The 14,296-nt window shown below is 42.5% G+C and carries 12 protein-coding genes; 6 read left to right on the top strand and 6 right to left on the bottom strand.

What is annotated here, in order from left to right:
- Positions 1-4: 4 nt before the first annotated feature.
- The gene (rpmF, locus tag CHJ_RS04735) at positions 5-175 is read right to left on the bottom strand and encodes a 50S ribosomal protein L32 (RefSeq protein ID WP_171752905.1); all 171 of its coding nucleotides are present in this window, start codon (positions 173-175) and stop codon (positions 5-7) included.
- 33 nt (positions 176-208) lie between these two features.
- Positions 209-733, bottom strand: coding sequence for a 23S rRNA accumulation protein YceD (yceD, locus tag CHJ_RS04730; RefSeq protein ID WP_171752906.1), 525 nt, complete (start codon positions 731-733; stop codon positions 209-211).
- A 146-nt stretch (positions 734-879) separates the two neighbouring features.
- Between yceD and CHJ_RS04725 the strand changes: the two genes are divergently transcribed.
- A complete protein-coding gene (locus CHJ_RS04725) occupies positions 880-1,464 on the top strand; it encodes a Maf family protein (RefSeq protein ID WP_317917008.1) in 585 nt (194 codons plus the stop codon).
- Between the two features lie 94 nt (positions 1,465-1,558).
- Here the strand turns inward: CHJ_RS04725 and rluC are convergent, their stop codons facing one another.
- Complete coding sequence (rluC, locus tag CHJ_RS04720; RefSeq protein WP_317917007.1) at positions 1,559-2,503, bottom strand: 23S rRNA pseudouridine(955/2504/2580) synthase RluC; 945 nt, start codon at positions 2,501-2,503, stop codon at positions 1,559-1,561.
- Positions 2,504-3,132: 629 nt separating this feature from the next.
- On the opposite strand from rluC, the gene rne reads away from it, so the two are divergent.
- On the top strand, positions 3,133-6,159 hold the full coding sequence (gene rne, locus CHJ_RS04715; protein WP_317917006.1) for a ribonuclease E: 3,027 nt from the start codon (positions 3,133-3,135) through the stop codon (positions 6,157-6,159).
- A gap of 177 nt (positions 6,160-6,336) precedes the next feature.
- On the opposite strand, the gene CHJ_RS04710 is transcribed toward rne, so the two are convergent.
- Positions 6,337-8,133: an ABC transporter ATP-binding protein gene (locus tag CHJ_RS04710; protein ID WP_216613369.1), complete on the bottom strand. Its 1,797-nt coding sequence runs from the start codon at positions 8,131-8,133 to the stop codon at positions 6,337-6,339.
- 244 nt (positions 8,134-8,377) lie between these two features.
- On the opposite strand from CHJ_RS04710, the gene CHJ_RS04705 reads away from it, so the two are divergent.
- From CHJ_RS04705 to CHJ_RS04695, 3 genes are all read left to right on the top strand, one after another.
- The gene (locus tag CHJ_RS04705) at positions 8,378-9,433 is read left to right on the top strand and encodes a FecCD family ABC transporter permease (protein ID WP_171752910.1); all 1,056 of its coding nucleotides are present in this window, start codon (positions 8,378-8,380) and stop codon (positions 9,431-9,433) included.
- Between the two features lie 8 nt (positions 9,434-9,441).
- Positions 9,442-10,206, top strand: coding sequence for a heme ABC transporter ATP-binding protein (locus CHJ_RS04700; protein WP_317918079.1), 765 nt, complete (start codon positions 9,442-9,444; stop codon positions 10,204-10,206).
- 461 nt (positions 10,207-10,667) lie between these two features.
- Positions 10,668-12,227 carry a SulP family inorganic anion transporter gene (locus CHJ_RS04695; protein WP_171752912.1) on the top strand — a complete coding sequence of 520 codons (1,560 nt, stop codon included), beginning with the start codon at positions 10,668-10,670 and terminating at the stop codon, positions 12,225-12,227.
- Positions 12,228-12,326: 99 nt separating this feature from the next.
- Here CHJ_RS04695 and CHJ_RS04690 read toward each other — a convergent pair whose 3' ends face one another.
- On the bottom strand, positions 12,327-12,779 hold the full coding sequence (locus CHJ_RS04690) for a low molecular weight protein-tyrosine-phosphatase (RefSeq protein WP_171752913.1): 453 nt from the start codon (positions 12,777-12,779) through the stop codon (positions 12,327-12,329).
- Between the two features lie 150 nt (positions 12,780-12,929).
- Between CHJ_RS04690 and cobO the strand changes: the two genes are divergently transcribed.
- A complete protein-coding gene (cobO, locus tag CHJ_RS04685) occupies positions 12,930-13,535 on the top strand; it encodes a cob(I)yrinic acid a,c-diamide adenosyltransferase (RefSeq protein ID WP_317917005.1) in 606 nt (201 codons plus the stop codon).
- 348 nt (positions 13,536-13,883) lie between these two features.
- Here cobO and CHJ_RS04680 read toward each other — a convergent pair whose 3' ends face one another.
- Entirely contained in the window at positions 13,884-14,186 is a 303-nt protein-coding gene (locus tag CHJ_RS04680) for a D-fructose-6-phosphate amidotransferase (protein WP_317917004.1), read from the bottom strand.
- Positions 14,187-14,296: the final 110 nt, after the last annotated feature.

Genomic DNA, 14,296 nt, shown 5'->3' with positions numbered 1-14,296 from the left:
AACCTTACTTATTGATAACCTTTTTGCCACGGTAGTAACCGTCAGCTGTCATATTATGACGTAGGTGAGTTTCACCTGAAGTTGCGTCTACAGATACTGCTGCTGTAGTTAGCGCATCGTGTGAACGACGCATGCCACGCATTGAACGTGATTTCTTGCTCTTTTGTACGGCCATTGACCCTACTCCTTTGTCCTAACTTTAAACGACTTATCGTTTTAAGTTCTTTAAAACTTCGAAGGGATTCGGTTTTTCTTCCTCAACTTCTTCAGGAAGATCGCCAAATACCAAGTTGTTTGAGTTAACGCTACAGTTCGCTTCATCATGCATCGCAATTTGAGGTAAACCTAAAATGAACTCGTCTTCAACTAATTGTATGAGGTCTACTTCACCGTACTCGTTCAGATCTACCAAATCGTACTCTTCCGGTGCTTCTTCTTCACTTTTCTCACTATAATAGGGAGTATAAGTAAATTGGACATCGCACTGATGTGCGAAAACTTCATTACAACGTTGACACTCTAAATCGACTTCGACGTTAGCTTTACCAGAGATAACGACTAATCGCTGTTCATCAAGCTCAAATGACAATGAGACTTCTGCGTCGCGTTTTACGCTGACAACTGATTCAGCTAATCGCTTAAAAAGACTGATTTGAATGATACCATTGTAATCAAGTCGCTTTTGAGCTGTCTTAGCAGGATCAACCGAGCGCGGTATTTTTACTTTTTGCATAGGGCGCGAATATTATCTTTCAAATCGTCTTGAGTCAAAGAAAAAGATTAAAAACTTACTATTTTTCTTAGCATAGATATCCCTGTTTACCAATCACGACGATCTCGCTATCCTGCTAAGCTACACGTAACCATTAACACACGATTATGACTCAATTAGACTTGGTATTGGCATCCACATCTCGCTATAGAAAATCCATTTTGGATAAACTCTCGATTCCATTTTCTGTCGCCGCTCCACAATGTGATGAAACGCCATTGGAAAACGAAACGCCACAAGAGTTAGTAATGCGTTTAGCTCTTAATAAAGCTCAAAGTTGTTCACTCGATAAACCATCGCTCGTCATTGGCTCAGATCAAGTGTGTGTGATAGATGGAAATATCGTTGGTAAACCGCATAGCAGAGAGAAAGCGATCGAACAGTTAACCTCCGCCAGTGGTAAAATCATTACCTTTTATACAGGCTTAGCGCTTTACAACACTCATTCACAACAATATCAGCAGCAATTAGATACTTTTCGAGTTCACTTTCGCCAATTAACTCAACAAAAAATTGAGTGTTATATTGATAAAGAGTTACCGCTGGACTGTGCAGGAAGTTTTAAAAGTGAAGGGTTAGGTATTGCTTTATTTAACAAACTTGAAGGGGATGATCCAAACGCCCTCATCGGTTTACCATTAATAACGCTGATTACCATGCTAGAGCAACAAGGCATCGATGTATTACAGTAATTTCCTATACTAGGGTCTGTTTTCAAATTAAATGGTGCCAACAGCAGACAAACTGCATACTGTTGGCAACACACGATTTACTCGCCGTTCAGGATTAATTTCTATCCAGCTTACTTAGTACGCTGTTTAGTTTGTCTTCCATTTCAGCGGCTATTTCCATCCACTCTTCTGTTGCGGGGTGGACAAACTTAATATGTGCAGCATGTAAAAATAGACGATTTAATCCTACTGCACCCGTATAAGCATCAAAACGTCGGTCGCCATACCTATCGTCCCATGCAATAGGATGTCCGGCATACTGAGTATGCACTCGAATTTGATGCGTACGACCGGTGATTGGGCTAGCTTGAACCAAGGTCGCTTCTTTAAATTTCTCTATAATTTTGAAACGTGTTTCTGAGGCTTTGCCATTAGGGTTAACACGCACAATACTATTCACTTCGTTTTTTAGCAGGGGCGCATTAACCGCCTTACAACTTGCCTTCCACTGCCCCATCACCAAAGCAAAATAGTACTTCTGTACTGTTTTGTTTCTAAACTGAGCTTGTAGATGTCTTAGTGCAGAGCGTTTTTTAGCTACCAACAAAATTCCAGAAGTGTCTCTGTCGATTCGATGCACCAGCTCTAAAAAGCGAGCATCAGGACGCAAAGACCTCAACGCTTCGATAGCGCCGAACTTTAATCCACTTCCACCATGAACCGCAGTACCCGATGGCTTATTTAATATAAGCAAATGCTCATCTTCATAAATAATGCACTGCTCTAATTCTGCGACTTTATTGAGTTTTGTGCTTGGTGCTTCAGGTGTATTGCTCTGGTCAATTTTTACTGGTGGCACGCGTACTATATCATCGGCTTTTAACTTATATTCAGCTTTTACCCGCTTCTTATTTACGCGCACTTCTCCCTTACGAATGATTCTATAAATCAAACTCTTAGGTACATTTTTTAATTGGTTTTTAAGAAAGTTGTCGATCCGTTGTCCCGCTATATCAGCGTCAATATCAACAAATTTCACTTGGGTTTTTATCTCTGTCATAGCAGCTATTCTAACACTCAAAAACAGGAATACTTACTTTTTCTTGGCAACAAGCAATAAAGGGAAATAATTTCAACATTAATTGTAGCAAAAACAGTAAAAAGCGGATTGATAAGCTTATCAGAATGAGTTGTGCATAAAATTTGGGATTAAAATTGGACAAATGTTATTAACGCCTAAGTTTTAAGATAAATATCAAAGAGTTATGACGATGCCATTTTTAGCAAACTTCAAAAAACAGCCTGTTTATAACAAAGCAGATTGCTGAATTTCCCCTTCACTGCTATAGTTCACTCCTATAACGGATAAATTGATTATATTTTGAACTTTTTAGTTTTCCGTAATAAGCGAAAATGAGTAGATGGCTTTATATCAAAATGCAGCATATGGCGTAAGACATTAAGAATAGAGCTGCTTGTCGCACTACTCACCGATTACTAATGTTGAGTATTTACCACTTAAAATGTGGATCAGGGGTTAAACAACTCCTGATGACTGGAGTGTCCGCGAGCATCCCTTCCAGCCGTGAGGTTGCAACGATTAAACCATGGGATCTGACACCATTAGTAACGACGCGAAGCGACAAGTAAAAACACTAAAATAAAGAAAAGACAACGAGAATTTCTACAATGAAAAGAATGTTAATCAACGCAACTCAAAAAGAAGAGTTGCGTGTTGCTTTGGTCGATGGACAGCGACTATTCGATCTTGATATCGAAAGTCCTGGACATGAATCCAAAAAAGCGAATATCTACAAAGGACGTATCACTCGTATTGAACCAAGTTTAGAAGCTGCATTTGTAGACTATGGTGCAGAACGACACGGTTTCCTCCCTCTTAAAGAAGTCGCCCGCGATTATTTTCCTAAAGGTTATACCTACCAAGGCCGCCCAAGCATTAAAGAAGTGCTTGAAGAAGGTCAGGAAGTAATTGTACAGGTTGAAAAAGAAGAGCGCGGTAGCAAAGGTGCGGCCTTAACTACATTTATCTCTCTAGCTGGTAGCTATTTAGTATTGATGCCAAATAACCCTCGTGCAGGCGGAATTTCTCGTCGAATCGAAGGTGATGAGCGTACTCAACTAAAAGCGGCGCTAAGTACATTAGACCTTCCTCAAGGTATGGGCTTAATTGTTCGTACTGCGGGTGTTGGTAAAAGTGCTGAAGAGTTAGAGTGGGATTTAAACTTACTGTTAAATCGCTATGGCGCGATCAAAGAAACGGCAGATTCAAGACCTGCTCCTTTCTTAATTCACCAAGAAAGTAACGTTATTGTACGTGCTATTCGTGACTATTTACGTCGTGATATTGGTGAGATACTGATCGACAGCAACAGTATTTATGAACGCGCACGTGAGCATATACAATTTGTACGTCCTGACTTTTTAAACCGCGTTAAAAAATACGATGGCGACGTTCCTCTGTTTACCCATTACCAAATCGAAACTCAAATTGAGTCAGCATTCCAGCGTGAAGTTCGTCTTCCTTCTGGTGGTTCAATTGTTATCGACCCAACAGAAGCGTTAACGTCTATCGATATTAACTCTGCCAGAGCAACAAAAGGTGGAGATATTGAAGAGACAGCTCTGAATACCAACCTAGAAGCCGCCGATGAGATTGCACGTCAGTTACGTCTGCGTGATTTAGGTGGTTTAGTGGTAATCGACTTTATCGATATGACGCCAGTACGTCACCAAAGAGAAGTTGAAAATCGTCTTCGCGAAGCGGTACGTATGGACCGTGCTCGTGTTCAGATTGGTCGTATTTCTCGCTTTGGATTGTTGGAAATGTCGCGTCAGCGCTTGAGCCCTTCTTTAGCGGAAGCAAGCCACCATATTTGCCCTCGCTGTATGGGGACAGGTGTCGTTCGTGATAATGAGTCATTAGCGCTATCTGTTCTTCGTCTTATTGAAGAAGAAGCACTAAAAGACAACAGTTCTCAAGTCATGGCGGTGGTACCTGTGGCCATTGCTTCGTATCTGCTCAATGAGAAACGTCGTTCAATTAACCACATTGAAAAGTCACAAAATGTGAAAATCATTATTGTGCCTAATTCGGACATGGAAACACCTCACTTTGAGGTTATTCGTATTCGTGAAGGTGAAGAGCAAGAGCTGCTTTCTTATTTAGTACCGAAGAAACTAGAAGCACTCAAAGAAGCAGAAGCGGCTGAGCAAGAAGAAGTTGATATTAAGCCTCGTAAGATCGAAGAACCAGCACTACAAGGTTTTGCCGGTCCTGCGCAGTCAGCTCCAACGCCAGCACCGACTCCAGCTCCTCAACCTGCCGCGAAGAAAGAACCAAGCCAGCCGGGTATGATTTCTCGCTTCTTAACCGCGTTAGGCAAAATGTTCTCTGGCGCAGAAGAAGAAGTTAAAGAAGAAGTTAAAGAAGAGAAACCACGAAATAATCGTAATAATCGCAATCGCCGTGATAGAAACGATAATCGTCGTCGCAACAACCGTGACGGCAATCGTGAGCAAGGTAACCGAGATCAAAACCGCCGTAATAAACGTAAGCCTAATCAAACTGATGGTGAACAAGTTTCTACGGATAAACAAGATCCTCGTAAAGAGCAAAATCGTAAACCTAAGCAAGATAAGAGAACCAATAAGAACAATTCTAAACTTGCGGCTCAAGGAAAACAGTTAGCTGAAGACGCGCAGACTGAATCACCAGCAGAAGAAAAAACGGCTCAAGTGAAACAGCGCCGCCAACGTCGTCAGCTTAAAAAGCAAGTGCGCGTGAACAGTCAGTCAAATGAGCAAGAGAATATTACCGCTGTTGCCGTTGACGAACCTATCGCACCAAGTGTCGATGTTCAGAAACCTGAAGTAGAGAAAGAAGAAGGGAAACGTCGCAGTCGTCGCTCTCCTCGTCATCTACGCGCCAGCGGACAGCGTCGTCGTCGTAGTCGTGACCGCAGACCAAACCCATTCCGCCTACGTAAAGGTGGGGTTGCTTCTCCTGAGATGGCAATGGGTAAAGTGATGCCTAAATATGACTTGGCGAAACCGAAACGTAAAGATCGTTCACGTAACAGAAAGTCTAACGTAGAAACATTGGCACTAGGTGGCTTCTCATGTCCTGAAATGGCAATGGGTAAAGTGATCATCTTGAAAGCTGTTGATGAAAATATTATCGACACACCAATGACAGCTGAAACTCACGTGGTAGAAAAAACGGTTGAGCAAACTAAACCTGCTGTTGCAGAAACGAGTACTCCACAGGCCGTAGCCTCAGAGTCCATCGTTTCAGAAACAGCTGCAACTACCGAACCTGCGGTTTCAGAACCTGTTATTTCTGAGAAAACGGCTTCTGAGAAAGTTATTGCTGAAAAAGTTGTTTCTGAGCCGGTTATTGCTGAAGCAGCAGTGACTGAGGTCAGTGAGCCAGTCGCAGAAGTTAAAGCTGACATTGCACCAGTTGAAGTGGCTGCTAAAGCAGCTGTAGTAAAATCCGTAAGCAAAGCTAAACCCGCTAAGCTTAAGGCACATGCAAGCTCAGCGATGACAAAAGCCCCTGGTCCTCAAGAAATTAAAGAGATCGACGTGGTCGCTGCACCTTTACGCCAAGATAGCTATCTAGCGAAAGGCGCGGGTAGTCAAGTTGCCACAAGCAAAGCTTCTGCAGCGATGACTAAGCCTAACTTCAACTAAACGAACGTTAAGCAACATTACGTTAAGTAACATTAAAAAGGCCAGATAGTTAACCACTATCTGGCCTTTTTTTATCTGTTCCTCACCGCGACAAAAGCTCGACGACATAAAAACAAATAGACAATACGCTTTATATAAACCCTTAAGATATCTTAAATGGGCAGCAGGATTAAATGATTACCCCGCTTGAAGCGACCCATACAGAGTCTGATATAGCCCTTCAGTATTCACAAGTTCGTGATGCTGCCCCGACTGAATCACCTTGCCATCTTCCAGCACATAAATAAGATCCGCCTGTTTCACCGCAGATAACCTATGCGCCACAATTAATGTTGTTCTGCCATCCAAAAACTGGTTGAGTGCCGAATGTAACGCTGCTTCTGTTGTCGTGTCTAATGCAGATGTCGCCTCATCAAGAATGACAAAATCTGGATTAGCCAGTACCATTCTCGCAATGGCCAGCCGCTGCCGTTGACCACCTGATAACCGGACACCTTGTCGACCTAAAGCCGAATCTAACTGCTCGGTTAAGCCCAACACAAACTCTTTTAACTGCGCAACTTGTAGAGCGTGCCACAGCCGTTCATCATCAATATCTTCACCCAGTGTTAAGTTTTCTCTTAGCGTATCGTTGAATATCATCGGTTGTTGCAACACCACCGCCAATTTTGACCGCAAATTATCGTAGCCGACATTCTCTACTGGATGACCATTAATGAATATCTCCCCGGCATCTTTTTGATAGATACCAAGTAACAGCTGAATAAGCGTAGACTTCCCACCTCCCGAGGCGCCAACGAGTGCCACCCGTTTTCCTTTAGGAATATGTAGAGTTAAGCCGTCTATAACCTTGCGCTCTTCATTGTATGAAAATTGTAGATTTGAAATAGTAATATCAAATGAACCGTTCTTTTCAAATGGGTTAACAGTTACTGGGGTTTTATGTTCTTCCTCTAACTGCAGTATCACATTTAACCGCTTCATCGCCGCAGAGGCACTAAACCAAGAATATTGAATACTGAGCAAATCTTGTATCGGCGACAGCAAAAACCACAAGTAACCAAACACTGCGATAATTTGCCCTACGGTGAGATCTCCCCACAACACCATAACCATAGAGACGGCGCGAAAGATTTCAAAACCAAGCAAGAACAGCAAAAACGACAACCGATTGGCGGCATCTGATTGCCAAGCAAAGCTGTCAGCGTCTTTACGAATGGCCTCGGAGTCTTGTTGTAAGCGATGTAAATACTCTCGCTCTCTGTTGGATGCTCGCAACTGATATAAGCCATCCAGTGTCTCAACCAGGCGTTGCTGAAAGCGTTCAAATGACTGGTTTTCTCTCTTTTTAAGAACTTTTACCTTCTGCCCCATTTTTTTTGACAGATAGATAATCACCGGATTAAGCAAAACAATAAACAGCGCTAGCTTCCAATCCAGCCAAAAAAGCACAGCAGAAATACCAATGGTACTCAGTACGCTAACGACAAAACGACTTAAGCTAGAACTAATAAAATTATCTATCGTCTCAATGTCTGTCACCAGATGGGAGGTCAATGCACCGCTGCCACGCTCTTCATACTGGCGCATACTAATCCGGCCCAATTTACTCAATAACTGTTGACGTAAAAAACAGGTTAGCGATTTAGATATCAAAGTAAATTGACGTGTTTGAAGAATATTCAGGGCCTGACTCGTCACGCGCATAACGATAACCATAATCAGAACCAACACGATGTAGCCTTGAGGTGTTTGCCACATTTGCGGCAATAACTGGTTAAGGAATGCTAAGCCGCCAGCTGGCTGCCCCAGCAACACTTCATCAACCAGCAAAGGTAACAATAAAGGAATTGGAATACTGATGAGCGCCGCCAACAGAGCTACGCAATTGGCAAAAATAAGTGTTTTTTTATGCTTGCGCGCTTCACTAAGCAGCCACTTAGTATTTATTTCTATAAAAGAGTGGGATGACAAAATGGACGTCCATATAAAAAGCCATCTTATAGCTATAGCATGTTAAGACGGCTTAGAAAAACAAATCAAAGAAATTAACATTGATTACACAAACCGCTCATGACATTCTGTTTCGTCAGAAATGAATCACCTCTCACTCTCTATTGATGCGATAAGCACCAATTTTTAGTCAAAACATTAATAAATTTAACTAAGAGACTGTGATTAACAATTCATACTCGCGACACAAACGATTATTAGGTTTATGAAAATAAAAACCAACGGACGGATCTCTATCCGTTTTCTACTCCCAATAGGATTGATAGCACTCTATATCGCCATTGCGACATCGGTCGCTGTAGGACCGATGGACATTGCATTAACAGATAGCTTAAGAGCCATCATTCCAAGCTGGATCTATCAAAGTCAGTTTAGTGCCGATCATGTTCAATTGATCATTCAAGAAGTACGTTTACCCCGAACTCTTCTTGCTGTGGCCGTTGGGGCGATATTGGCGCTCTGTGGTGCGGTGATGCAGGGATTATTTAGAAATCCATTAGCTGATCCAGGAATAATTGGCGTATCTGCTGGAGCCGCATTGGGCGCAGCCATTGCCATTGTTCTATTTGGGAACCTAGCAGCAAGTTATCCTAACATACTGTTATTTGGTACTTTGCCTGTTTTCTCATTTATCGGAGGAACCCTCACCACGTTAGTTGTCTATCGGCTGGGTACAAGCCAAACGGGTACATCTGTTTCAGTGATGCTGTTGGCTGGTGTCGCCATGAGCGCCTTGGCCGGAGCTGGGTTAGGGCTTATGAACTATTTTGCCGACGATCAGGCGTTAAGGGATTTATCTCTCTGGACTATGGGTTCATTAGCAGGAGCAAGTTGGAATGGCATCGCCCTTGCTTTCATCAGTTTACTTATACTGATGTTTTTCTTTTATCGCGATGCCAATAAGCTCAATGCGTTACTGTTAGGCGAACCAGAAGCAAAACATATGGGCATCAATGTTCAATCACTAAAGCGACGTTTAATCTTGCTTAGCGCTGCTGGTGTTGGCGTCACTGTCTCTCTCGCTGGCATGATAGGCTTTATAGGGCTCATCGTGCCTCATCTTGGCCGCATGATATCAGGCCCCAATCATCGCTCTCTCCTGCCCCTCTCCATGATTTTGGGCGGATTACTGTTGTTGATTGCCGATATCATTGCGCGAACCATAAAACCACCATTGGATATGCCTGTGGGTATTGTTACCGCCTTAATCGGAGCCCCTTTCTTTATCTGGTTACTGGTAAAACAGAAGGGCCGTTTATGAGTTCTAAAATCGCAATTAGTATAAAAAATATAAACCTGACTCTGGGTAATAAAGTCATACTTGATAACGTCTCTGTCGACCTCAATTGTGGCGAACTAACCGTATTACTAGGCCCGAACGGAACGGGTAAAAGTAGTTTATTAAAGGTTATCACTCAAGAGTGGCCCTGTTCTGGTGAAGTTTCGTTTTTTGATCAACCTTATCATCAATGGGACGCAGCGGAGCTAGCAAAGCATCTTGGTGTATTGCCTCAAGCGAGCAGTTTAACGTTTAATTTCACCGTAGAAGAGGTGGTTGAACTCGGCGCATTAGCCTTAAGTGAAACTCAACAACAAATTAACAACATTGCGCAAGATAACATGGCAAAGACCGATATTCTCAACCTTGCTCAGCGGCTATACCCCAGCTTGTCTGGAGGTGAAAAGCAACGCGTACATTTAGCAAGAGTACTGACACAATTGGCACAAAGTGGCAACCAAACGGCGCTACTGCTGGATGAACCCACTTCTTCACTAGATCTCTCTCACCAGCACCAAACCTTGTCCCTAGCGAAATCGTTAGCTCAGGCAGGTGCTTGTGTCATTGCCGTTATACACGACCTTAATTTGGCCGCTCAATATGCAGATCGAGTGCTGATGTTAAACGGAGGAAAGATCGTAGCAGATGGCACGCCGTGGCAAACATTAACAGCAGAAACCATCGAAGGCGTTTATCAGTGGCCGGTACAAATAGTAGAGCATCCTAAAAGGGACTGTCCTGTTATCCTTAGCTAAAGTCAGTATTTGCAGGCATCACGTTAAGTGTTTGTCTGCACTACAATGCCTTATCATTTAGAGTTTTATTCCTTGTACACTCAAGTGACCTCAAGGTGCTTGTTCAGCGAAAACTTATTGGCTGCTGATCAACACGCCCATTTCTGCGTCAGATCATCTTGAAAGGGAATGCCATTCCTTCCATTATCTTTCTTGAACTGAACTTGTTGATGTTGCTCTGAATCCTGCATCTTGAGGTCACTTGAGTGTAGATCTTAAACTCCCCCCTTTATTACTTTTTATTTAATTTCTGGCTCTTAATAATTGATTATTCTTGAACTTAGTCACACTTTTCTGTAGCATGCGCCACCTTAGTGGGTGTCCGATCACAATTGGTTTTAAAGCGTCTTTTTAAATACGGTTTGGCTTTAGCTTCAATTAAAGATTGGTATTGCGTCTTTATCTTATTAGAAAGAGCCAACATGTTTGAATTTCCTCAATTTTCTAGTCATTCTGCCAAGAATGATATCTTATCAGGCCTTACTGTAGCACTTGCTTTGGTACCAGAAGCCGTCGCATTTGCTTTTGTTGCAGGTGTTGACCCTATGGTTGGCTTATATGCGGCGTTTATCGTCGGCTTGATTACCTCTATTTTTGGTGGTCGCCCAGGTATGATTTCTGGTGCTACAGGCGCGATGGCCGTCGTTATGGTTAGTCTTGTCGCGACTCATGGCATACAGTACCTATTTGCCGCAATATTACTGGCTGGTGTACTGCAAATATCCGCTGGGGTGTTTAAGCTCGGTAAATTCATCCGTATGGTGCCGCATCCTGTGATGATAGGATTTGTAAACGGCTTAGCGATTGTTATCTTCTTAGCTCAGTTGGGTCAGTTTAAAGCCCCAGACCTTAATGGTATTGTCACTTGGCTGCCACAAGGTCAAATGCTGATCATGCTTGGTTTAATCGGCTTAACAATGGCAATCATCCATTTTCTTCCAAAATTTACCACAGCAGTGCCTTCATCTCTGGTTGCCATCGTATCGGTAACACTCATTGTGCAACTGCTTGGCTTAGAAACCCGCACTGTTGTTGACTTCCTTCGCACCATGTCTGGTGACGAAGCCGCCACTCTTGCTGGTAGCTTACCCACGTTTTCAATCCCGTTTGTGCCATTCAGTTTAGAAACGCTACAAATTATCCTACCTTACGCCATCATTCTTGCGGCGGTAGGTCTTATCGAATCTCTACTGACTTTAACGGTCATTGATGAAATGACAAACTCTCGTGGTCAAGCGAACCGCGAATGTGTTGGTCAAGGTATTGCTAACGTTACCTGTTCTTTCTTTGGCGCCATGGGCGGTTGTGCCATGATTGGTCAGTCAATGATAAACGTGAACTCAGGTGGTCGTGGTCGACTTTCTGGTATCGTTGCAGCATTAGCGCTGTTGTCATTCATTTTGTTTGCCTCATCGCTAATTGAGATGATTCCACTCGCTGCGCTAGTTGGTGTTATGTTTATGGTGGTTATCGGGACCTTTGAATGGGCAACCTTCAAGCTCGCACGCCGTGTACCTAAGCAAGACTTCTTCGTTATTGTTCTGGTTACAGTTGTGACTGTGTTAACTGACTTAGCCGTTGCTGTTGCTGTTGGTGTCATTACTTCTGCATTAATGTTTGCATGGCAGCATGCTAAGCACATTTATGCGAGCAGCCAAATGAATAAAGAAGGCTCTAAAGAGTACCATGTTAATGGCCCTATCTTTTTTGGTTCTGCTGCAAACTTCTTAGAGTTATTTGATGCCAAGAACGATCCAAATGACGTTATTGTTGATTTTGGTAACTCGCGTGTTGCAGACCACTCAGCGATTGAAGCGATTGAGACCTTAGCAGAACGCTATACTGCACTAGGCAAAACTCTGCACCTTCGTCACTTGAGCCCAGACTGTCGTACCCTACTTGAAAAAGCAGGCAGCTTGGTTGAAATCAACGTGAAAGAAGATCCAAGCTACAAGGTTGCAACCGACGTACTAGCGGGTTAATCAACCAAAACAAGTATCATTACTTTGACACTAAAAAACCAGTTCATCATGAACTGGTTTTTTTATATTCTTCAACTCTATCAAACAAGCTAAGCTTTACTATTTCAGCTTATCCAAAAGATGCTGGCTGGCATCTTCTATAAGATCTAACACTAATTCAAAACCCGAATTACCACCATAGTATGGGTCTGGTATTTCATTATAGGCCGACTGTGAGTAACTCAAAAATAGCTTAACTTTATGAGCATATTCATCGGGACAGATCTTCATTAACTCACTAATATTGTCATTGTCTGCGGCCAGTATCAGGTCGAAATAGGCAAAATCCTCTAAGCAGACTTGCCTAGACGTAATTCCAGCAAATGAATAGCCACGCTTCTCGCCTGCCGCCTTAGCCCGTGAGTCAGGAGCGTCCCCAACGTGATAGTCAATGGTGCCTGCTGAATCAACTTCTATTGCCACATTTTTTTGGGCTGCAATGGCTTTAAGTACCGCCTCTCCTGTTGGAGAACGACAGATATTACCCATGCAAATAATCAACACTTTTTTCATTGGGTTCACCTTAGCTAAAGTAACCATTATCAATTCGTGGTTTTTACTCAACTATACTTCAATTATACTCAACTAACCTCAAAATGCTTGTTCAGCGAAAATTTATTGAACGACAGTCAATATCACCTTAGACCATCAAAAAGGATATGTATGTCTTCGCAGGAAATGAAAGAGACACGCCATAAAGAACGACAGCAAAAAGTAAAACAGAAAGTAGACGCAAAAATTGAAGCCGCTCAGCAAGAAAAAGGGCTACTTATTGTGATTACAGGCAATGGCAAAGGAAAGTCTACTTCAGGCTTTGGCACCATTGCACGAGCGGTTGGTCATGAGTTACGTTGCTCTGTGGCTCAATTTATTAAAGGTACATGGGATAACGGAGAGCGAAACCTTTTAGAAAAACTGGGAGTTGAGTTTCAAGTTATGGCGACCGGTTTTACCTGGGAAACACAAAATAAAGAGACCGACACTCAAGCTGCACAACTGGTTTGGCAACAATGTAAACGCATGCTCAGCGACCCCTCTATTGATGTTGTTCTCTTTGATGAACTCACCTATATGGTTAACTATGGCTATATAGAGTTAGAAGAGGTTCTTGCCGCACTCGATGCTCGTCCTCATATGCAGTCAGTCATCATTACAGGCCGCGCAGCACACCGATCGTTAATTGAAGCCGCAGATACAGTGTCTGAGGTTAAAAACGTTAAACACGCATTTGAGTCTGGCGTAAAAGCCCTTAAAGGGGTGGACTGGTAATACGCAAGGTAACAGGTTATCTGATACAGAGGTGAACGTGATTCACCTCTTTGATCCCGTTTACTGGAAAGTATCTAGGGTCTGTTGATCTTTCAAGAACAGATTTTGTTCAATCTGAAAGCGGTTTGAGCAAGGCATTAGGAGAGCAGCATAGTTATTCTATGTAAACAACTCATAACACAGCTCAAGACGTTTTCAGATGAACCCTTCGGGCAGCGTTTGTTGGCACTTTCTACTGCGTTATCACCTGATTTGTGTAGATGGCTACACTTCACAGGCGCTGCCTTGTATAAAGCACCAACAAACTGCTGCAAAAATAGTCGCGAAAGGTCAACAGACCCTAGTAAACTATCGCTCGCTTCTATTTTTCATTAATCGATACTCATTGATAGCAGCAATTAATTCGGAAGTGTTAATGTACTTTGCAATAAAGTAGGGAGGAATCAAGAAAACAAATAAATACAAAGATTCATGAAAAAATAACCTCATAATCATCTCTTCATGGTCAAAGTAAGCAAAAATCGCCAGTACATCTAGCAAGATACCAAGTCCAACCATAACAATAGAGACAATCAATACCAATCCCAGCATATCTCTTATAAAAATTATCCTTTTCATCACACTATTGCTCTTAAAACAGCCGTTTTTCAAAATTACTCTTCGAGCGACAGATAAAAGTTGATTGAGATCACATAATTATCGACGTGAGTAAAAACTAAGATTTTAAGACTGATCTGTTTTAGCTTCCGTTTGGCGCTTTA

This window comes from Vibrio sp. MACH09 (assembly GCF_033238805.1).
GTDB lineage: Bacteria > Pseudomonadota > Gammaproteobacteria > Enterobacterales > Vibrionaceae > Vibrio.
Note: the sequence above shows the minus strand (reverse complement) of the source record. Positions and strands in the feature narration are given on the sequence as shown.